General features: G+C 72.3%; 17 protein-coding genes. 10 read left to right on the top strand and 7 right to left on the bottom strand.

Annotated features, from left to right (window positions below; genetic code table 11):
* Positions 1 to 157 precede the first annotated feature (157 nt).
* The gene (locus ABZ621_RS36855; protein ID WP_015033978.1) at positions 158 to 421 is read right to left on the bottom strand and encodes a WhiB family transcriptional regulator; all 264 of its coding nucleotides are present in this window, start codon (positions 419 to 421) and stop codon (positions 158 to 160) included.
* Positions 422 to 1,098: 677 nt separating this feature from the next.
* Between ABZ621_RS36855 and ABZ621_RS36850 the strand changes: the two genes are divergently transcribed.
* The 3 genes from ABZ621_RS36850 to ABZ621_RS36840 are packed head-to-tail and all read left to right on the top strand — an operon-like array spanning position 1,099 to position 3,909.
* Positions 1,099 to 1,623: a cysteine dioxygenase family protein gene (locus ABZ621_RS36850; protein WP_360611441.1), complete on the top strand. Its 525-nt coding sequence runs from the start codon at positions 1,099 to 1,101 to the stop codon at positions 1,621 to 1,623.
* Positions 1,624 to 1,636: 13 nt separating this feature from the next.
* Complete coding sequence (cofD, locus tag ABZ621_RS36845; protein ID WP_360611440.1) at positions 1,637 to 2,593, top strand: 2-phospho-L-lactate transferase; 957 nt, start codon at positions 1,637 to 1,639, stop codon at positions 2,591 to 2,593.
* On the top strand, positions 2,590 to 3,909 hold the full coding sequence (locus tag ABZ621_RS36840; protein ID WP_360611439.1) for a coenzyme F420-0:L-glutamate ligase: 1,320 nt from the start codon (positions 2,590 to 2,592) through the stop codon (positions 3,907 to 3,909). Before cofD ends, ABZ621_RS36840 begins: the two co-directional genes overlap by 4 nt.
* Before the next feature lie 32 nt (positions 3,910 to 3,941).
* On the opposite strand, the gene ABZ621_RS36835 is transcribed toward ABZ621_RS36840, so the two are convergent.
* The 3 genes from ABZ621_RS36835 to ABZ621_RS36825 all read right to left on the bottom strand — a co-directional run bounded on the left by ABZ621_RS36835 (position 3,942) and on the right by ABZ621_RS36825 (position 7,614).
* Positions 3,942 to 4,889 carry a DNA-3-methyladenine glycosylase 2 family protein gene (locus tag ABZ621_RS36835; RefSeq protein ID WP_360611437.1) on the bottom strand — a complete coding sequence of 316 codons (948 nt, stop codon included), beginning with the start codon at positions 4,887 to 4,889 and terminating at the stop codon, positions 3,942 to 3,944.
* A 122-nt stretch (positions 4,890 to 5,011) separates the two neighbouring features.
* On the bottom strand, positions 5,012 to 6,094 hold the full coding sequence (locus ABZ621_RS36830) for an NDP-sugar synthase (RefSeq protein ID WP_360611435.1): 1,083 nt from the start codon (positions 6,092 to 6,094) through the stop codon (positions 5,012 to 5,014).
* A gap of 104 nt (positions 6,095 to 6,198) precedes the next feature.
* Complete coding sequence (locus ABZ621_RS36825; RefSeq protein WP_360611433.1) at positions 6,199 to 7,614, bottom strand: peptidoglycan recognition protein; 1,416 nt, start codon at positions 7,612 to 7,614, stop codon at positions 6,199 to 6,201.
* 126 nt (positions 7,615 to 7,740) lie between these two features.
* On the opposite strand from ABZ621_RS36825, the gene ABZ621_RS36820 reads away from it, so the two are divergent.
* The 4 genes from ABZ621_RS36820 to ABZ621_RS36805 all read left to right on the top strand — a co-directional run bounded on the left by ABZ621_RS36820 (position 7,741) and on the right by ABZ621_RS36805 (position 13,821).
* Positions 7,741 to 8,493, top strand: a complete 753-nt coding sequence (locus ABZ621_RS36820; protein WP_360611431.1) for a TIGR03089 family protein — start codon at positions 7,741 to 7,743, stop codon at positions 8,491 to 8,493.
* 248 nt (positions 8,494 to 8,741) lie between these two features.
* Entirely contained in the window at positions 8,742 to 10,019 is a 1,278-nt protein-coding gene (locus ABZ621_RS36815) for an LCP family protein (protein WP_360611429.1), read from the top strand.
* Between the two features lie 248 nt (positions 10,020 to 10,267).
* Positions 10,268 to 12,025 (top strand): LCP family protein, encoded by a 1,758-nt coding sequence (locus ABZ621_RS36810; protein WP_360611427.1) that lies wholly within the window; start codon positions 10,268 to 10,270, stop codon positions 12,023 to 12,025.
* Positions 12,026 to 12,075: 50 nt separating this feature from the next.
* Entirely contained in the window at positions 12,076 to 13,821 is a 1,746-nt protein-coding gene (locus tag ABZ621_RS36805) for an LCP family protein (protein ID WP_360611426.1), read from the top strand.
* Between the two features lie 76 nt (positions 13,822 to 13,897).
* Here ABZ621_RS36805 and ABZ621_RS36800 read toward each other — a convergent pair whose 3' ends face one another.
* The gene (locus tag ABZ621_RS36800; protein ID WP_360611423.1) at positions 13,898 to 14,938 is read right to left on the bottom strand and encodes a glycosyltransferase family 2 protein; all 1,041 of its coding nucleotides are present in this window, start codon (positions 14,936 to 14,938) and stop codon (positions 13,898 to 13,900) included.
* 137 nt (positions 14,939 to 15,075) lie between these two features.
* Between ABZ621_RS36800 and ABZ621_RS36795 the strand changes: the two genes are divergently transcribed.
* Positions 15,076 to 16,569 carry an LCP family protein gene (locus tag ABZ621_RS36795; RefSeq protein ID WP_360611422.1) on the top strand — a complete coding sequence of 498 codons (1,494 nt, stop codon included), beginning with the start codon at positions 15,076 to 15,078 and terminating at the stop codon, positions 16,567 to 16,569.
* A 40-nt stretch (positions 16,570 to 16,609) separates the two neighbouring features.
* On the opposite strand, the gene ABZ621_RS36790 is transcribed toward ABZ621_RS36795, so the two are convergent.
* Entirely contained in the window at positions 16,610 to 17,143 is a 534-nt protein-coding gene (locus ABZ621_RS36790) for an acyl-CoA thioesterase (RefSeq protein ID WP_360611420.1), read from the bottom strand.
* A gap of 119 nt (positions 17,144 to 17,262) precedes the next feature.
* Here ABZ621_RS36790 and ABZ621_RS36785 point away from each other — a divergent pair, with 119 nt between their 5' ends.
* Together ABZ621_RS36785 and ABZ621_RS36780 are read left to right on the top strand one after the other, a co-directional pair.
* Positions 17,263 to 18,492: an LCP family protein gene (locus tag ABZ621_RS36785; RefSeq protein WP_360611418.1), complete on the top strand. Its 1,230-nt coding sequence runs from the start codon at positions 17,263 to 17,265 to the stop codon at positions 18,490 to 18,492.
* Positions 18,493 to 18,780: 288 nt separating this feature from the next.
* Positions 18,781 to 20,679, top strand: coding sequence for an Ig-like domain-containing protein (locus ABZ621_RS36780; protein ID WP_360611416.1), 1,899 nt, complete (start codon positions 18,781 to 18,783; stop codon positions 20,677 to 20,679).
* Positions 20,680 to 20,764: 85 nt separating this feature from the next.
* On the opposite strand, the gene ABZ621_RS36775 is transcribed toward ABZ621_RS36780, so the two are convergent.
* The coding region (locus ABZ621_RS36775) for an acyl-CoA dehydrogenase family protein (protein ID WP_157849844.1) at positions 20,765 to 20,860 on the bottom strand (96 nt) is incomplete at its 5' end.

The following is a 20,860-nucleotide window of genomic DNA, read 5'->3' as shown; positions in this document are numbered from 1 at the left end:
GGGCGGGCGCCGCCCTGGGGGGTTGTGCCCACCCGTTCCTCCCCCAAGGACTTCGTCCAGGGGGGACCCCCAGGCGGAACGTATGCCCACAACGCGGACGGTCCGTCCCCCCTGGGTGGGGGAGACGGACCGTGGGTGGTTTTCGGACGGCGGCGGGTCAGACGGCGGCCTTCTTGAGGCGGCGGCGTTCGCGCTCGGACAGGCCGCCCCAGATGCCGAAGCGCTCGTCGTTCTGGAGCGCGTACTCCAGGCATTCGGAGCGGACTTCGCAGGCGAGGCAGACCTTCTTGGCCTCGCGGGTCGAGCCGCCCTTCTCGGGGAAGAAGGACTCGGGGTCGGTCTGGGCGCACAGCGCGCGCTCCTGCCAGCCGAGTTCCTCGTCCGCGTCCTCGACCAGCAGTTCCTGGAACAACTCGGTCATCTGCGCCCCTCGTCTGTCTGTGCGTCCCGTGATGTCGCCGTGATCGAAACGGCCGAACGACACGAGTGAAATTACAAGTTCGTGCTCTGTGCGAGTCAAGCCGAGATCTGCTATTGGGCCCCGTATTCACTCTGCGGAACCAAGCCTATGCAGAAAGTGTTCAAATCACCAAAAAACGTGACACATGCCACCGGCGGTTCCCGTGGTGTCGCACCTCCGTCCAGAAGGACGTACGAGACTTGGATCTTGTTGCGATCCAGCCATGGAAGCGATCCGGATCACAGTCCGATCACGGACCGCGTCCGCCGCGGCCATGTTTACGGGCCCGACTGCTGCGCCATCTTGCCTGGTCCGAGCCTGAACAAACCTTTCTCCGGGCACGGTAACCGGATGAGGTGAAACATTACCCCCAAATCGGGCATTGGGTTGACAGTCGGGTACCGCTCCCGCCACTTTGGTGGCATGCCAGCGACCGCAGCGCCCTCCGCGACCCACGCCCGTGGGTTCCGCCGCGCTGTCCAGGCGCGCTGTTGCTGTTGCTGTTCCAGCTGTTGATGCCCCCGAGCTCCGGCTGCTCCTCCCAGCGTCACCCTGCGTCACCCGTGTCACCTCCGCGCCCCTCCCCGGGCCGTGACCCCCCACCGCATCCCCGTTTCTGCTGAGGAACCACCCCACCCATGAACATGGACAGTGACCTTCAGATCGCCGGCGACCTCATGGAGGTCCCGCACCTGCTCCAGCCCGAGCGCGAGCACCCCGTCACCGTCGCCGAGTTCGCCGGCCTCGCCCGCGAGCTCGCCGCCGACCGCGACCGGTGGGCCCCGCACGTCGAGTACGACGCCACCACCCGCTGGTACCACCGCCTGCGCACCGGGCCCGGCTACGAGGTGTGGCTGCTCTCCTGGGTACCCGGCCAGGGCAGCGGCCTCCACGACCACGGACGCTCCTCCGGCGTCCTCACCGTCCTCCAGGGCGAGTTGACGGAGCGCACGGACCGGGGCGTGCGCGTCCTGCGGCCCGGCACCCAGCGGGTCTACGCGCCCGGGTACGCCCACGAGGTCGTCAACGACTCGCTGGAGCCGGTCGTCAGCCTCCACGTCTACTTCCCCGGACTGACCGAGATGCCCATGCACGAGCCGATGCACGAGTCGCTCCAGGGCCGGTGCGCCGCCCCGGCCGCCCCGGAGGCGATCACCGCCTGACACACTGCTGCGCATGCGCATTGTGGTTCTGGCAGGCGGCATCGGTGGTGCCCGTTTCCTTCGTGGTCTCCAGCGGGCCGTCCCGGACGCGGAGATCACGGTCGTCGGCAACACCGGTGACGACATCCATCTCTTCGGGCTGAAGGTCTGCCCCGACCTGGACACCGTGATGTACACCCTCGGCGGTGGCATCCACGAGGAACAGGGCTGGGGCCGCGAGGGGGAGACCTTCGCCGTCAAGGAGGAGCTCGCCGCGTACGGGGTCGGACCCGAGTGGTTCGGCCTCGGCGACCGGGACTTCGCCACCCATATCGTCCGCACCCAGATGCTCGGCGCCGGCTACCCGCTGAGCGCCGTCACCGAGGCGCTCTGCGCCCGCTGGCGGCCGGGCGTCCGGCTGCTGCCGATGTCCGACGACCGCGTCGAGACGCACGTCGCCATCGAGGTCGACGGGGAGCAGCGGGCCGTGCACTTCCAGGAGTACTGGGTGAAGCTGCGCGCCTCCGTCGACGCGAAGGCCGTCGTGGCCGTCGGCGCGGAGGCCGCCAAGCCCGCCCCGGGCGTCCTGGAGGCGATCGCCGAGGCCGACGTCATCCTCTTCCCGCCGTCGAACCCGGTGGTCTCCGTCGGCACGATCCTCTCCGTGCCCGGCATCCGCGAGGCGGTCGCGGCCGCCGCCGCGCCGGTCGTCGGCCTCTCCCCCATCGTCGGGGACGCGCCCGTGCGCGGCATGGCCGACAAGGTGCTCGCGGCCGTCGGCGTCGAGTCGACGGCCGCGGCCGTCGCCCGCCACTACGGCTCCGGCCTGATCGACGGCTGGCTGGTGGACACCGTGGACGCGGGCTCCGTCGCCGACGTCGAGGCCGCCGGGATCGCCTGCCGGGCGGTGCCGCTGATGATGACCGACGTGGACGCGACCGCCGCGATGGCGCGGGCGGCGCTGGCGCTCGCCGAGGAGGTCCGCGGGTGACGGCCGGCGCGGTGCCGCCGCCGGCCTCGTACCGGGTGTGGGGGCTCGCCGGGCTGCCGGAGGTGGCGCCCGGGGACGACCTCGCCAAGCTGATCGCGTCCGTCTCCCCCGGCCTGGAGGACGGCGACGTGCTCCTGGTCACCTCCAAGATCGTGAGCAAGGCGGAGGGCCGGATCGTCGCCGCCGACGACCGCGAGGAGGCCATCGACGCGGAGACCGTCCGGGTCGTGGCGCGGCGCGGCACCCTCCGCATCGTCGAGAACCGGCAGGGGCTCGTCATGGCGGCGGCCGGGGTCGACGCCTCCAACACGCCCGCCGGGACCGTGCTGTTGCTGCCGGAGGACCCGGACGCGTCGGCGCGGCGGATCCGGACGGGGCTGCGCGAGGCGCTCGGCGTGGACGTCGGGGTCGTCGTCACCGACACCTTCGGACGGCCCTGGCGGGCCGGGCTCACCGACGTGGCGATCGGCGCGGCCGGCGTGCGGGTCCTGGACGACCTGCGGGGCGCGACCGACTCCCACGGCAACGACCTGAGCGTGACCGTCGTCGCCACCGCCGACGAACTCGCCGCCGCGGGCGACCTGGTGAAGGGCAAGGCCACCGGCGTGCCCGTCGCCGTCGTCCGCGGGCTGCCGCACGTCGTCGGGGACGACGACGAGCCGGGCGCGCGGGCGCTGGTACGGGCCGCCGCCGACGACATGTTCCGGCTCGGCACCTCGGAGGCCGTACGGGAGGCGGTGACGCTGCGGCGCACGGTGCGCGAGTTCACCGGCGACCCCGTCGACCCCGGGGCGGTACGGCGCGCGGTCGCCGCGGCCGTGACGGCGCCGGCCCCGCACCACACCACGCCGTGGCGGTTCGTCCTCCTGGAGTCCGCGGAGTCGCGGCTCCGGCTGCTCGACGCGATGCGGGACGCGTGGATCGCGGACCTGCGGCGGGACGGGAAGTCCGAGGAGTCCGTCGCGAAGCGGGTGCGGCGCGGGGACGTGCTGCGGAACGCGCCGTACCTGGCCGTGCCCTGCCTCGTCATGGACGGCGCCCACCACTACGGCGATCCGCGCCGCGACGCCGCCGAGCGCGAGATGTTCGTCGTCGCGGCCGGCGCGGGCGTCCAGAACTTCCTCGTCGCGCTGGCCGGGGAGCGCCTCGGCTCGGCCTGGGTCTCCTCGACGATGTTCTGCCGGGACGTCGTACGGGACGTGCTCGGGCTGCCGGAGGGATGGGACCCGATGGGGGCGGTCGCGATCGGCCATCCGGCGGCGGCGCCGAAGGAGCGGCCGGGGCGGGCGGCAGCGGAGTTCGTCGAGGTGCGCTGACGGGGCCCGTCGGCGCCGCCGGCGCCGTCGCCTCAGATGCGGGTGATGTCGTTGGGCGCCAGGCGGGGGGCCTGGCGGGGCGGGGTGCGGCCGCTGAGCAGGATGAGGCGGGCCGCGCGGTGGCGCTGGCCCTCGTAGGGGGCCAGGAGCTCCAGCATCGTCGCGTCGTCGGCGGTGCGGTCGCCCGCCAGGGCCCAGCCGACGATGCCGGGGAGGTGCAGGTCGCCGGTGGTGACCTCGTCCGGGGCGCCGTTGCTGCGCTGGACGGTCTCGGCGGAGGTCCACGGGCCGACGCCGGGGATCAGCTCCAGGCGCCTGCGGGCCTCCGGGGGCGGCATGTGGGCCGCCTCCTCCAGACGGGGGGCGACGCGGGCGGCGCGGACGATCGTGGCGGCGCGCTTGCCGTCGACGTTGGCGCGGTGCCACTCCCAGGACGGGATCCTCGCCCAGGTGCGGGCGTCCGGCATCACGTGCAGGCCCTCGGGGGCCGGGCCCGGGGCCGGCTCGCCGTACTGGCGGACCAGGCGGCGCCAGGAGCCGTACGCCTCCGTCGTCGTGACCTTCTGCTCCAGGACCGACGGGATCAGGGACTCCAGGACCAGGCCGGTGCGGGTGAGGCGGAGGCCGGGGCGGCGGCGGTGGGTCGCCAGGAGGAGTCTGTGGCGGGGGACGAAGGCGGTGGGGTCGTCCTCGGCGCCGAGGAGGGCGGGGAGCTGCTCGTCCAGCCAGGCCGCGCCCGGGCCCCAGGTGTCCGTACTGACCTCGGTGCCGTGCGCCCTCGCGCGGAGGGTGGCCGGGCCCTCCGGGGTGCGGGTGGCTCGCCAGACCTCGCCGGTGGGCGTGACCTGGAAGGTCGGGTCGTGGGGGCCTCTGCGGAGGGGGCCCAGGGTGAGGCCCAGGTCCAGTTGCACCGGCGGTACGTCGAGGTGGCCGCCGCGGGTGGTGGTGCGGGTGGGTCTTGGTGCGAAGCGGCCGGCCATGGGTACGAGCGTAGCCGGGTGCGGTGCGGCTCCGTACGGATGCGGGTTCAGGCGCGGGTGCGGAGGCCTCCGCGAAGGTGCCGTCCCGTTGTGCCCGCAACGGGACGGCGGCGCCCCTCCTCCTACTGGTCCGAGCTGAAGCGGACCGTGCCCGCGGGGAGGGTGGCGTTGCACCAGATGCGGATGCCGTCGCGGAGTTCGTTGTCGGGGCCCACGTGGGCGCCGTCGCCGATGACCGCGCCCGTGAGGACCGAGCGGGCGCCGATGCGGGCGCCGGCGCCTATGAGGGAGTCGGTGACGACCGCGCCGGGTTCCACCACCGCGCCCGCGAGGAGGGTGGAGCCCGTCACCCGGGCGCCCTCGCCCACCGTCGCGTGCGCGCCGACCACCGTGCCGCCGGTGATCTTGGCGTCGGGGGCGACCCGGGCGGTCGGGAGGACCAGGAGGTCGCCGCAGCGGCCGGGGACGGCCGGGGAGGGGGCGCGGCCGAGGACCAGGTCGGCGGAGCCGCGGACGAAGGCCTGCGGGGTGCCGAGGTCCAGCCAGTACGTGGAGTCGACCATGCCCTGGAGGTGGGCGCCGGAGGCGAGGAGCTCCGGGAAGGTCTCGCGCTCGACGGAGACCGGGCGGCCGGCGGGGATCGAGTCGATGACCGAGCGGCGGAAGACGTACGCGCCGGCGTTGATCTGGTCGGTGACGATCTCCTCGGGGGTCTGGGGCTTCTCCAGGAAGGCCGTGACCCTGCCCGTCCCGTCCGTGGGGACCAGGCCGAAGGCGCGGGGGTCCTCGACGCGCGTGAGGTGGAGGGAGACGTCCGCGCCGGAGTCGGCGTGCGTGGCCACCAGGGCGCGGATGTCGAGGCCGGTGAGGATGTCCCCGTTGAAGATGAGGACCGGGTCGTCGGGGCCCGAGTGGAGGCGGGAGGCGACGTTGCGTATCGCGCCGCCGGTGCCGAGCGGTTCCTCCTCGGTCACGTACTCCAGGCTCAGGCCGAGGTCGGAGCCGTCACCGAAGTGCGGCTCGAAGACCTCGGCGAGGTAGGAGGTGGCGAGCACGATGTGCTCGACGCCGGCGGCCTTGGCCCGGGCCAGCTGGTGCGTCAGGAAGGGGACGCCCGCCGCCGGGACCATGGGCTTGGGCGTGTTGACCGTGAGCGGTCGCAGCCGGGTGCCCTTGCCCCCGACCAGGAGGATCGCTTCTGTCACGTGTCGTCTCTGCTTCCTGCTTCGGGGCCGTTCGGCGCGCCCGTCTCGGTCGTCCGTGCGATATGACCGGTCAGTTTATGCAGATGGTTGCCTCCGTGCCCCCATCAGCTCCTTCCCTGGTATTTCGCGGAGGAGGCGCGGGCGGTTCCGAGCTTGCCGTAGAGACGTCCGCCGGGACACTCCGTGGCGAATCCGTCACGGTGTCCGGCGATGGTGTGGAACGTGACCTTCCTGCCCTTCTTGTAGAGGTTGCCGCCGCCGGAGACGAGGGTCTGGGTGCCCTTGGGGTTGACGCCGTGGAGCCCGAGTTTCCAGGCCGTCAGGCGGGCGACGGCGGTCACGACGGCGGCCGGCGGGTTGGTGCTGGTGAAGGTGCCGAGGACGGCGACGCCCATGCTGTTGGTGTTGAAGCCGAGGGTGTGCGCGCCGAGGACCGGCTTCGCCACTCCCCCGGCCCGGCCTTCGTAGATGTTTCCGCACTTGTCGACGGCGAAGTTGTAGCCGAAGTCACGCCATCCACTGCTCTTCACGTGGTAGCGGTAGATACTGCGCAGGACGGAGGGGGCCTGGCCGCAGGTGTAGTTGTTGCCGGTGGCGCTGTGGTGGACGAAGGCCGCCTTGATCGTCTTGGTGTAGACGAAGCCCTTCTCGCGGATCTTCTCGTCGGCGCCCCAGCCCTTGCGGGTGATGATCTTGGGGCGGGGGCCGATGTACGGCTTCTTCTTCCCGGCGGCGGGCTCCGCCGCCTCCTGGGCGAGCGTCTCCCGGGAGAGCGCCTCCCCGGCGACTGCCTCCCCGGCGGCCGTCTCGCGGGCGGGGTCGGCGGCCGGGATGGCGGTCGCGCCGTAGGGGGCGAGCTGGCTGTTGACGCCGCTCGCGGCCGCCTCCGCGGCCGTGAGGACGGCCGGCGGGGCCATCGCCCGGGTGCGGGGGGCCGGTGCCGCCCCGGTGTCCGACGCTTCCGGGGCCTCGCCCGGGTCGACCAGTTCCAGCCGGAGACCGGCCGGGAGCGGAGTCGTACCGCCTCCGGCCTCTCCCCGTACGCGGATCTCGACGCCGTCCGAGTCGCCGACCCACAGGGGGGCGGTGGAGCCGCGCAGGGTGCCGGTGGCGCCCTCGGCCGTGCCGGGGTCGGCGCCGTGCTCCTCGTTGTGGGTCTCCACGTCCTGCCAGGGCGACCAGACGCCGTCGGCGGTGGCGCGGGTGCGGACCTGGACGGTGCCGTGGAGGGCGGCGGCCGGATCGTCCCAGACCACGCCGACGAGGGAGAAGGGTCTGACGTCCCGTCGGGTCAGGCCCTGCTCGCCGGCGGCGCCCGGCTCCGTGCCGAAGGTGCGGACGGAGGGGCCCAGCGGACGGAGCGGCAGCGACTGGGTGGAGCCCGGCAGCTCGTCCTGGGCCGGTGGCAGGGCGTTCGCCGCCGGACGCGCGGTGGCCGTCGCGGGGGCGACGAGGGTGACCGGCAGGGCGAGCGCGGCCGCGCAGGCGACGGCGATCGAGGAGGCGAGTGAGGCACGCATGGCCCGATCGTGGGCGGTTCGGGTGCCCGGCGCGCGCCGGGAGACGGACGGCCCGTCAGGCCGTCCGGAGGACCCCGTCACCGGTACGGCCCAGGGCGGCGCGCCGGCCCGCGTACCCTGTCCGGCGTGAACGCCAGCGACCGCACCCCCGCCGACCTGCTGCGATCCGCGCTCGCCGCGGACCCGGCCCGCCCTCTGGTCACCTACTACGACGACGCCACCGGTGAACGGGTGGAATTGTCCGTCGCCACCTTCGCCAACTGGGTGGCGAAGACCGCCAATCTGCTCCAGGGCGAGCTGTCCGCCGAGCCCGGCGACCGGCTCGCGCTGCTGCTGCCCGCGCACTGGCAGACCGCCGTCTGGCTGCTCGCCTGCTCCTCCGTCGGTGTGACGGCCGAGCTGGGAGGCGACCCGGCGGCCGCCGACCTGGTGGTGGCGGGGCCGGACGCGCTCGACGCGGGTCTGGCCTGCTCCGGGGAGCGGATCGCGCTCTCCCTGGCGCCGCTGGGACGCCGCTTCCCGTCCGTGCCCGCCGGATACGCGGACTACGCGGTCGAGGTGCCGAGCCAGGGCGACCGCTTCGCGCCGTACGCGCCGGTGGACGCGGACGCGCCGGCCCTCGTCGTCGACGGTACGGAACGCAGCGGCGTCCAGCTCGTCGAGCAGGCCCGGCTCGACGCCGTCCGGCTCGGGCTCGGCCCCGGCTCGCGCCTGCTGTCCGGGCTGCCGTACGACTCCTGGGAGGGCCTCTCGGCCGGGCTGTACGCGCCCCTGGCCGCGGGCGGCTCCGTGGTGCTGTGCCGGCACCTGGGCGAGCTGGCGCCGGAGTCCCTGGAGAAGCGCATCGAGAGCGAGCGGGTCACGGCCACGGCCCTCTGACGGGCGGAGCGGAGACGGGCCGGGCCCCCGGACGGGGGCCCGGCCCGTGGCGTTCGCGCGTCCGTTGCACCCGTTCGGCCGACCGACGCGCCGCGTACCCGCGACCGTACGGCGAGTCCGGTACATGATCGGCCCGGGGGGAGTCGTCTCCTCCGTACAACCCCGTGTCGGGTTCGGCCGTCTCCTTCTGCGAACGCCGGGCGCCCGACGCGCCCGAGACGCCCTGACCCGAAGGACGGACTGACGACGTGACGGAGCGCGCTGGCACGCCCGCCGAACCGGACCCGGAGCCGGAGCCGGAGCAGGACGCGGAGCCGGAACCGGACGCGGACGCGGACGCGGAGCGGGAACCGGAGCCGGAACCGGACGCGGAGCCGGAACCGGACTCCGGGCCGGGCGCCGCCCCGCGCCGGCACTGGTTGCGGTGGGCGGCGCTCGGGGTGTCCGTCGTGCTGCTCGGGGCGGCCGGGACCGGCTGGTGGTTCTACCGGAAGCTCGACGACAACATCACCACCGACACCACCGCGGCGGACGAGCTGCGGCGGTACGAGACGGAGCGGCCGTCGGCCGTCGTGTCGGCCGCGCGGAACATCCTGCTGATCGGCTCGGACACCCGTTCCGGCGAGGAGAACCGGAAGTACGGGAAGGACCGCGGCACCCAGCGCTCGGACACGGTCATCCTGCTGCACCTGGCGGCCGACGAGTCGGGGGCGACGGCCGTGTCGATCCCGCGCGACCTGATGGTGACGATCCCGAGCTGCGCCAGGACCGAGGGGGGCGGCCGGACCCGGGAGCAGCTGGCGCAGTTCAACTGGGCGTTCGAGTGGGGCGGGACGGCGTGCACGATCCGTACCGTCGAGAAGCTGACCGGGATCCGGGTCGACCACCACATGGTGATCGACTTCCGGGGCTTCAAGAAGATGGTGGACGCGGTGGACGGCGTCGAGGTCTGCCTGAAGGAGCCGGTGGACGACGCCGACGCGAAGCTGAAGCTGCCGGCGGGCCGGCAGACGCTGGACGGGGAGCAGGCGCTGGGCTTCGTGAGGGCCCGGAAGTCGCTGGGGAACGGCAGCGACACCGAACGGATGGACCGGCAGCAGATGTTCCTGGGCGCGCTCGTCAACAAGGTGCAGAGCAACGGGGTGCTGCTGAACCCGGCGAAGCTGTATCCGGTGCTCGACGCGGCGACGAAGTCGATCACGACGGATCCGGGGCTCGACTCGCTGCGGGACCTGTACGACCTGGCGCGGACGATGCGGGCGATCCCCACGGAGAAGGTGCAGTTCCTCACGGTGCCGCGGCGCCCGTACACGTACAACGCGAACCGGGACGAACTGGTGCAACCCGCGGCGAGTGAGCTCTTCCGGCAACTCCGCGAGGACAAGCCGGTCCTGGTGACGAAGGCGGAACCGGAGGAGGGCGCGGACGCATCCTCCGACGGGAAGCCCGACGACGCGGGCACACCGGCGCCGAGCGCGACGCCGACCTTCACCGGGCGGAACGCCGCGGAAGGGGTGTGTTCCTAGCGGCGGGCGGGGCGGTTGGGTAAAGCCGGAGCCAAGGGAGGGGCCGGGGCCGATGTGGTTTGAGCGGATTGCCCAGTTGTAAGGGGCGTGGAATTTGTCACGGACGTCGCCCCGCGCTGAACTGGGCGGATAGTGTGACGCGATCCGGTGCACCCCGACCGTGTGGTCGCACTCAGCCAAGGATCGAACGACCGAGTGGCGCCCACAGGGGGAGGCGCCCCGCGTGGCACCGACGGAGGACAGGAACCGTGGACGCGCACAGCCGTGGACGGGCGGACGAGATCGACCCCGCCGACCAGTGGGTGCTCAACCCGCAGACGGGCAACTACGAACTGCGACTGGACCACTCCGCTGGGCAGTCACCCAGCGGTACCACCGGTTCCAGTACCCGCCCCCCGGCCCGGTCAACCGCCCCGGCCGAGGCTCCCGTTCCGGGTCAGAGACGGCGGCGGCCCGCCGAGCCGGAGACCCCCGAGGCCGCGCCCGGCACGTCCGGCTCGTCCGGCGGCGGCCGTCGGGTGCCCTCGCAGAGCCGCCGCAAGCGCAAGCAGGGCGCCAGCCGCAAGAAGAAGGTCCTGCTGTGGACCGGCGGCACGATGGCCTTCGTCCTGGTCGGCGGCGCGGTCGGCGCGTACGCGCTCTACAACCGGCTCAACGGCAACCTCGACGTCGTCGAGGTCGTCGGCAAGAACAAGAGCGCGGGCTTCCGCAAGGGCGAGGCCTTCAACATCGTGCTCATCGGCACCGACAAGCGGACCGGCGCGGGCAACGCGGGCTACGGCGACAAGAACAGCCCCGGCCACGCCGACACCACGATCCTCTTCCACGTCTCCAAGGACCGGTCGAACGCCACCGCGGTCTCGATCCCGCGCGACCTGAAGACGAACATCCCCGAGTGCCAGGTCAAGGACGGCGACCAGATCAAGACGATCCCCGCCGAGGCCGACGTCCGCTTCAACGTGAGCCTCGGGCAGAACGGCCGCGACCCCGGCTGCGTCATGCGCACCGTGGAGGAGCTCACCGGCGTCGAGGTCGACCACTTCATGATGGCCGACTTCAACGCCGTCAAGGAGATGACGACCGCTGTCGGCGGTGTGAAGGTCTGCGTCGAGAAGCCCGTCGACGACCCGAAGTCGCACCTGAAGCTGCCGGCCGGCGAGTCGGTCGTCCAGGGCGAACAGGCCCTCGCCTTCGTCCGCACCCGGCACAGCTTCGGCAACGAGTCGGACCTCGACCGCATCAAGGTCCAGCAGCAGTTCCTGAGCTCGATGATCCGTCAGATGAAGTCCGACGACACCCTGACCGACCCGGGCAAGCTCTTCGACCTCGCCGACGCCGCCACCAAGGCGCTCACCGTCGACTCCGGAATAGGGTCGCTCACCAAGCTCCAGGACCTGGCGGGCGAGCTCGCCGGGATCGACACCAAGAACATCGCGTTCGCGACGCTGCCGGTCGTCGACAACCCCGCCGAGAAGGTCAAGGCGACGGTCGTCCCGCACCCGACCAAGGCGCCGCAGCTCTTCGCGATGCTGCAGAGCGACACCTCGCTCACCGAGGTGAAGAAGAAGGAGCAGGCCGCCAAGAGCGCCCAGGCGAAGGCCCAGGCGGCGCTCCTGGAGGGCGAGCGGGCCCCGTCCGCCGAGGTCCGCGTCGACGTCTACAACGGCAGCGGCATCCAGGGCGCGGCCCAGTCGACCATCAACTGGCTCCAGATCGAGCAGGGCGTCCTGCGCTCCACCAACAAGAGCAACGCCCCCGAGAAGGCGGCGAAGACGACCCTGGAGTACGCGCCGAACCAGGCCGATCAGGCCCGCGCCCTCGCGGACATGATGGGGCTGCCCGCGACGGCGCTCAAGCAGGGCACCGCCGACGCCGCGGAACGCGAGCCCATGACGCTCGTCCTCGGCTCGGACTTCAAGGGCGCGGGGGTGCCCATCACCGGACCGGCAAAGGCGCCGAAGGATCTGGGAGAAGTAGCAGCGGACAAGCAGGTGTGCGCGAAGTGACCCGGAAACACCGGAGTCCGGCGCGCGCCTGACCGAAGAGGGGACCTGGGGTGGGACAGAACAGCGTGCGACGGGAGGGGACGCAACCAAGCGTTCCGCACGCCCGAGACCGTGGCTGGGACGACGAACTGCACGGCGCGGGTGAGGCCACCGGCGCCGTAGGGACGCCGGATCCGGCCGACGTGCCGGCGCAGGCCGGCCGCGCCGCGCGCCGGCGCGGGACGACGGGCGACGACGGCTCCGCCGCGAGCACGGCGGGCGGCCGGGCGGCCGCGCGCCGCAAGGCCAAGAAGGCCGGCAAGCGGAAGGTGCTGCGCTGGTCGGCGATCGGCGTCTCCGTGCTGATCCTCGGCACGGCCGGCGCCGGCTACGCGTACTACGAGCATCTCAACAGCAACATCCGCAGCGGTGGCCGCGCGGGCGGCGAGAGCGGCGTGAAGAAGGCGGCGCCGAACGCGCTGGGCGACACGCCCCTGAACATCCTGCTGATCGGCTCGGACGACCGGGCCTCCGACGCGAACGTGGCGCTCGGCGGCGGCAAGGACCTCCGGAAGGACAAGCCCCGGGCCGACGTCCAGATGCTGCTGCACGTCTCCGCCGACCGGCAGAACGCCTCGCTGATCTCCATACCCCGCGACACCGTGGTGAAGATCCCCGACTGCAAGGGCGAGGACGGCACGCCGTACCCGGGCACCAGCGACCGGCCCATCAACGAGACGCTCACCCGGGGCGGTGCCGGCTGCACGCTCACCACCTGGGAGACCCTCACCGGCGTCTACATCGACCACTGGATCATGGTCGACTTCGCGGGTGTGGTGGCGATGGCCGACGAGGTCGGCGGCGTCCCGGTCTGCGTCAAGACCGGTGTGCACGACAAGTCGACCGCCCGGGTCAAGGGCGGCTCGGGGCTGAAGCTGCCCAGGGGCACCACCGAGGTCAAGGGCGAGCAGGCGCTCCAGTGGCTGCGCACCCGGCATGCCTTCGGCAGCGACCAGAACCGGGCCAAGGCCCAGCACATGTACCTCAACGGCATGCTGAAGAAGCTCCAGCAGCAGAACGCCTGGACGGACACCCCCCGGCTGATGGGCCTCGCGGAGACCGGCACCAAGGCGCTGGAGGTCTCCGACGGCCTCGACACCGTGGCCAAGCTCTTCGACCTCAGCATGCAGCTGAAGAACGTGAAGGTCGACCGGCTCTCCACGGTCACCATCCCGACCGACCCGTATCCGCCGAACCCGGACGCCTGGCTGAAGCCGAAGGCCTCGGCCGACAAGATCTGGAACATGCTCCGGGACGACGTCGCCCTCGACAAGAACGGCGACAAGGCGCCGGCCAAGCCGAAGTCGACGGCCTCCGCGACGCCGAAGGCGACGGCCGCCGCGCCCGCCACGCTCGCCGTCACCGTCGTCAACGGCACCGGCGGCAACGACGAGCCGCCCGTCGAGGGGCGTGCCAAGGACATCGCCGAGGGGCTGGTCGCGAAGGGCTTCACCCAGGCCGACACCTCCAAGGACGCCAAACCCAGCAAGGGCACGGTCGTCGCCTACCCGAAGGCGGCCGGCGACCAGGGCCGGGCGGACGCCGAGTCCGTGGCGGCCGTCCTCGGCCTGCCGCCGTCCACCGTCCGCGCGGACGCGAACGTGCAGGGCCTCACCCTGGTGGTGGGCGCGGACTGGCGCGAGGGCGACACGTACGAGAAGCCGAAGCAGGAGGCCGGCGACCTGCCCGAGGGCGCCAGCGACAAGGCCGACTGCATGGACGTCTACTCGGTCTACAAGTGGGACGGGAAGAGCTGACCGCCCGCCCCTCGGATACGGCGACGGCCGGGCCCCTCGTGGAGGGGTCCGGCCGTCGCCGTGTCCGCGCAGGCGGTCAGACCGTCTCGGGCCCGGCCGCGCGGACCGCCGGGCGGCGGCTCGCGATGACCTTCCTCGCGAGCGAGCGGGGGCTGGTCAGGAAGCCGAGGCCCCACGACATGTGCATGGTGGCCAGGGCCACCGGGATCCGGAGGCGGGCCTTCAGCGGGAGGCCCCTGCCCGCGGGGACCGAGCCCGCGGTGATCGCGGCGAGGTAGCCGGCCGGGATCACGAAGCCGAGCGGGGTGAGGGTGGCGCCGGCGACCAGGCCCGCGGCGATGGCGCAGACGGCGGCCGGCGGGGCCAGGTAGCGGAGGTTGACGGAGCCGGCGTGATAGCGGGTCACGACGCGCCGCCAGCGGCCGTAGTCCTTGTACTGCTTGGCCAGCGCCTTCACCGAGGGCCGCGGACGGTACCGGACGCGCAGCTCCGGCGAGAACCAGATCAGGCCGCCGGCCGCGCGGATGCGGAAGTTGAGCTCCCAGTCCTGGGCGCGGACGAACTCGACGTTGTAGCCGTCCTGCTGTTCGAGCGCCTCGCGGCGGAAGACGCCGAGGTAGACGGTCTCGGCGGGGCCGGCCCGGCCGCCGGTGTGGAAGGCCGCGTCGCCGACGCCGATCTTCGAGGTCATCGCGGCGGCGACCGCGTCCTCCCAGGCGTTCTCGCCCTCGGCGTGCATGATGCCGCCGACGTTCTGCGCGCCCGTCTCCTCCAGCAGGCGGACGGCGGTCGCGATGTAGTCCGGCGAGAGCATGCCGTGGCCGTCGACGCGGACGACGATCGGGTGCCGGGAGGCCTTGATCGCCGCGTTGAGGGCGGCGGGGGTGCGGCCGGTGGGGTTGGGCACGGTGTGGACCCGGGCGCGCCGACCGGACGCGGTCTCCCGCACCAGCTCGGCGGCGATCTCGTCGGTGCGGTCCGTGGACGGGCCGAGGGCGATCACCACCTCCATCTCGCCGTCGTACTCCTGCTCCAGGATGTGACGGACCGCGTCGCGCAGATGCCGCTCCTCATCGAGGACCGGCATGATCACGGATACGGGGGGTGTCGCGCTCATCAACGGGTCACGTTACCGCGAATGGGGGACAGCGACGCGCGCCGCCGGGGCCGGTGACCCTACCGGCTGATCGTATGGGCCTACGGTGCTCACGGTCCCCCGTCTTCACTCGGTCACACCAGCGGAGGTGTCCGTTCGTGCCCACACCGCCCCGCACGCCCCGTCCGCCCCGCACGCCCGGCACGGCCGGCCGCCCGCCCGTCCCCCGGCGCGGCGGTCCCGCCCCGGTGCGGCGGCGGCCCCGGTGGGGGATGCGGATGGCGACCGCGCTCTCCGTGGTGGTGCTCGCGGCCGGCGGGATCGGGCACGCGGTGGTCACCGGGCTCGACACCGGGATCACGCGGGTGGACCCCTTCAAGGACATGAAGAACCGGCCGCAGGCCGGGACCGGCATGAACGTGCTCGTCGTCGGCACCGACGGACGCGACCGGATCACCGCCGAGGAGAAGGAGAAGTACCGGCTCGGCGGGGCGCCCTGCCACTGCACGGACACCGTGCTGCTCGTGCACGTCTCGGAGGACCGGGACCGGGCGAGCGTCGTCTCGCTGCCCCGGGACTCGTACGCCGAGCTGCCCGAGCACACCGACCAGAACAGCGGCGAGAGGCACCGCGCGCACCCGGTGAAGCTGAACGCCGCCTACGCGGAGGGCGGGCCGGCGCTGACCGTGCGGACCGTGGAGGCCATGACCCGGGTCAAGATCGACCACTATCTGGAGGTCGACTTCACCAGCTTCATGCGGACCGTGGACGCGGTCGGCGGGGTGCAGATCTGTACGCCGAAGCCGGTGAAGGACGCCTACTCGGGCCTGGACCTGGCGGCCGGGACGCATGAGCTGGACGGCGGGCAGGCGCTGCAGTACGTGCGCTCCCGGCACATCGACGGGGCCGCGGACATCGGGCGGATGCAGCGGCAGCAGAAGTTCCTGGCGGCCCTTGTGGACCGGCTGACCAGCGGCGGGGTGCTGTTCAACCCGGTGCGGTTCCGGGAGGTCGCGACGACCATGCTGGGGTCGGTGCGGGCCGACGAGGACTTCGGTACGGATCAGCTGCTTGCGCTCGCGAAGGGCATGCGGGGGTTCACGCCGGCGTCCTCGGAGTTCGTGTCCGTGCCCATCGGGGACATGGACTTCCCCGTGAAGGGGATCGGCTCCACGGTGAAGTGGGACGCGGACAAGGCGCAGCGGCTGTTCGCGGCGGTGCGGGAGGACCGGCCGCTGGCCGCGCCCCGGCCGGCGGCCGCGGAGAAGAAGGCCAAGGCCGCGGTCGTGGACGTCGCGCCCAGGAACATCCGGGTGCAGGTCTACAACGGGACGCGGACCGACGGGCTCGGGCGGAAGGTGGACGACGCGCTGCGGGCGACGGGGTTCGACACGACGCGGTCGCCGATGACGGGGGCGGGGCCCTCGCGGGAGCGGACGCTGGTGGAGTACGACCCCCGGTGGGACCGGTCCGCCCGGTCCCTGGCGGCCGCCCTGCCGGGGGCGGAGCTGAAGGCGGTGCCGGGGCGGGGCGGGACCTTGCGGGTCACCGTGGGGGCGGACTACAAGGGGGTCACCGCGGTGCGGGCGGAGACGGTGCCGGTTCGGGGGCCGTTCGAGGCGGTCACCGGGGACCAGGTCGTCTGTCCGTGACCGTCGCGCGGGGCCGGGGCGCGGGACGGCCCCCCGCGCCTCAGTCGAGGTAGCCCTCGGCCTGGCGCCGCTCGCGCAGTTCCTTGATGGCCTGGCGGCGGGCCAGGCGGTGGGTGCGGCGGATCTGGGCTTCCTGGTAGCGGCGCTTGTCCTGTTCGGTCTCCGGGAGGACCGGCGGGACCGTGCGGGGCTTGCCGTCGCCGTCCACGGCGGCGAAGACGAGGTAGGCGGAGCCGACCTGGGTCGCCGGGGTGGTGTCGTTCCAGCGCTCGGCCATGACGCGGACGCCGACCTCCATGGAGGAGCGGCCGGTCCAGTTCACCTGGGCCTTCACATGGAGGAGGTCGCCGACGCGGACGGGCTCCAGGAAGGCCATCTCGTCCATGGAGGCGGTCACGGCCGGGCCGCCGGAGTGGCGGCCGGCGACGGCGCCCGCCGCGTCGTCCACCAGCTTCATGATCACGCCGCCGTGCACCGTGCCGAGGAGGTTGGTGTCGTGGCTCGTCATGATGTGGCTGAGGGTGGTGCGGGAGGCCGAGGTGGGCTTGCCGGGTATGCCGGCCGGTTCTGTCATGTCGTCCACCTTATGCCGGGTATCGGCGTTGTCTGCTTTGCATCAGCTTCGCAACAGCCCCGGTCCTATTTTCCACCCGGCCTGTCGCCCGGAAAGCGGAGACCGGCACACTGGTCCGCATGAATGACTGGCCTGAGCAGCAGCGCCGCCCCCAGGGGCAGCCGTACCCCCGGCAGCAGGGGTACGGCGACCAGGGACACGGGCAGGAGTACAACCCGAACTTCACTCAGGCGCAGGCCACGGGGTACGACTCCGGGTACAGCACCGGGCAGGTGTACGGGTCCCCGCAGGGTGGCGGGCACGGTCACGGCGGTCCCGGGGGTCCGGGGGGACCCTCCGGTACCGGTGCCCGGCCCTCCGGCGCCGCGCCGGACTGGCGCAAGCGGATCAAGATCGGCTCGATCGTGCTGGTGGTCGGCGTCCTCGCGTGGGGCGTCGGGACGTACGCGTGGGCCAGCTCGCAGATGCGCAACGAGGTCGACCTGTCGAAGGTGGTCGAGCGGCCGGCCGAGGGCGACTGCACGACGTACCTGATCGTCGGCTCCGACAGCCGTGAGGGCATGACGGCCGAGGACAAGAAGAAGCTGCACACCGGTTCCGCTGAGGGCAAGCGGACCGACTCGATGATGATCCTCGCGGCCTGCTCCAGCGGGAACACGATGATCTCGCTGCCCCGCGACTCGTGGGTGACGATCCCGAACTTCGTCGGCTCCGAGTCCGGCAAGGCGTACCCGGCGCGCGGCGGCTCCAAGCTGAACGCGGCGTACGCGATGGACGGGCCCGAGCTGCTCGTGCGCACGGTCGAGTTCAACACCGGGCTGCGGATCGACCACTACGCGGAGATCGGCTTCGCCGGCTTCGCGAACATCGTGGACGCGCTCGGCGGTGTCGAGATGAACATCGAGAAGGGCTTCAAGGACAAGAAGTCGGGCGCCGACTTCCAGGCCGGGAAGCAGACCCTCAACGGCGAGCAGGCCCTCGCCTTCGTCCGCACCCGGTACGCCTTCGCCGAGTCGGACCTCGCCCGGACGAAGAACCAGCAGAAGTTCCTGTCCGCGCTGGCGAACCAGGCGGCGACGCCGGGGACGATCCTCAACCCGTTCGCCCTGTACCCGACGCTCGGGGCCGGCCTGGACACGCTGATCGTCGACAAGGACATGTCGCTGTACGACCTCGGCAAGATGTTCTTCGCGATGAAGGGCATCAGCGGCGGCGACGGCAAGTCGATGAACATGCCGCTGGCGGGCAGCGCGCCGCAGGGCTCGCTGAAGTGGGACATGCCGAAGGTGAAGCAGCTCGTCGAGCAGATCAGGAACGACGAGCCGGTCACGGTGACCTCGGACCGCTGATCCCGGACCGGCGACCTCGGCCCCCGCCCCGGCCGGCACGCCGCGGGCGGGGGGCCTCCTTCCGGGACGCACCGGCGCCAGATGCCCTCCGCGCGCTCCTCCACTGGGGCGGTCGCGGGGGCGCCCCCACGAAGTGTCGCCCGTGTTGACCGTTTTATCCTTATCTCCCTGTTACGTTCCTCCCCGCGCGCCGCCCCCGCACCGCCGGCGACCGGGACCTCGGCCACCGGCACGCGATGACGACGCGGACGCGCATGACCTCTCGCAGAGCACCGAGGAGCGTTCGCAGTGACCAGACCCCTACCCCTCAGGCGTCATGCCGGCACAGCCCTGCTGGCCGTATCGCTCGCCGGGGCGTTCATCGCGCAGGCGTCGCCGGCCCAGGCCGCCCTGTCGGCAGCCCTGCCGATCTGCGCGACGCCGACCGCGCTGGACGGCAGCCGCTTCGAGATCGACACCAACGCCAACCTGGTCGTCAACGGCCCCGCGGCCACCTGCATCGACTGGCTGACCGGCGGCACCGGCACCCCGCTGCGGATCGTGCCGAAGCGCGACCGGCCCAGCGGCGCCAACGACAACTCCTTCGGTCAGGGCTCGTCCGAGAACGACGCGAACCCGACGATCGTCACCGGGTCGATCCCGCCCAACAAGAGCGATCTGCTCTCCTTCGGCGTCCACACCGAGGAGACCACGACCCCGAAGTTCCTCGAACTGTTCTGGCAGCGGGTGAACAGCCCGCAGGGCACCACGAACATGGACTTCGAGCTGAACCAGAAGTTCTGCAACCCGATGGCCATGCCGACGAACTGCGCGAACAACGGGCCCGTGGAGACCGCGACCCCGGTCCGCACCCAGGGCGACAAGCTCATCACGTACGACCTCTCCCGGGGCGGTACCGTCCCGACCATCTCCATCCGGGAGTGGACGGGCGCGGTCTGGGGTCCCGCGGACGTCATCAGCGACGGGGAGAACCCGGACGCGCTCGGCTCGGTCAACACCACCCTGATCCCCGCCAACCAGGCCGGCGGCACCATCGCCGCCGGAGGCCTCGGCCCCCTGGACCCGTTCACCTTCGGTGAGGCGGCGATCTCCTTCGACGCGATCTTCCCGTCCGGCGGCGACTGCCGGACCTTCGGCTCGGCCTATGTGAAGAGCCGCTCCTCGGACTCCTTCAACTCCGAGCTGAAGGACTTCATCGACCCGCAGCGGGTCAACCTCACCAACTGCACGTCGCTGATCACCACCGCGACGCCGAGCGTGACGATCGGCGACCCGATCCGTGACACCGCCACCCTGGGCGGGGGCGTCAGCCCGACCGGAACGATCGCCTTCCGCCTCTACGACAACGCCCAGTGCTCCGGCACCGCCGTCTTCACCAGCACCGTCAACGTGAACGGCAACGGGAACTACAACTCCGCGCAGTACTTCCCGACCGCGGTGGGCACCTACTACTGGATCGCCCAGTACAGCGGTGACGCCAACAACTCCGGCTCCACCACCGCCTGCGGCGACCCGAACGAGTCGTCCGTGGTCACCAAGGCCCGGCCGGCGATCGTGACGGACCTCTCCGCCGACGAGGTCGTGATCGGCGGCTCGGTGACCGACTCGGCCACCCTGTCGGACGCCACCCCCGACGCGGGCGGCACGGTCACCTACGCCGTGTACTCGGACAACGCGTGCACCCAGGACCGGCGGCTCGCCGGCGAGAACCTCCCGGTCGTGAACGGGGTCGTCCCCGACTCCAGCGCGCTGACGTTCGACACGATCGGCACCTTCTGGTGGCAGGTCAGCTACAGCGGCGACGCCAAGAACCAGGCCGCGATGAGCGCCTGCGAGTCCGAGCCCCTGCGGGTGATCAAGGCGGGCGCCAACGTCACGACCGCGCAGTACGTGTACCCGCAGGACAGCAGCACCGTCACCGCCACGGCCGGCGGCCAGCCGACCGGCACCGTCGTCTTCAAGCTGTACGGCCCCGACGACGCCACCTGCAGCATGCCCGTCTACACCAGCCCCGCGATCCCGCTGGTCAACGGTCAGGCCTCGACGAACAACACCACGTTCCGGATCGACGCCGCCAACGACGGCGACTACAAGTGGACCGCCTCCTACAGCGGTGACGCCACACACGACAGCGCCGCCAGCGCCTGCGGCGCGGAGCACTCCGACATCACGATCACGGACAACTAGTCCCACCGCGCGGGCGAACGCCGACCCCGCACGGCACAGCGGCCCCCGGCATCACGCCGGGGGCCGCGGTCGCGCCGGCCGCGCCCTACGGGAGGTTGCGGGCCATGACGATGCGCTGGACCTGGTTGGTGCCTTCGTAGATCTGGGTGATCTTGGCGTCGCGCATCATGCGCTCCACGGG

The sequence above is a fragment of the Streptomyces sp. NPDC007863 genome (assembly GCF_040633895.1).
Lineage (GTDB): Bacteria > Actinomycetota > Actinomycetes > Streptomycetales > Streptomycetaceae > Streptomyces.
This window is presented reverse-complemented; position numbering and strand designations above follow the sequence as displayed.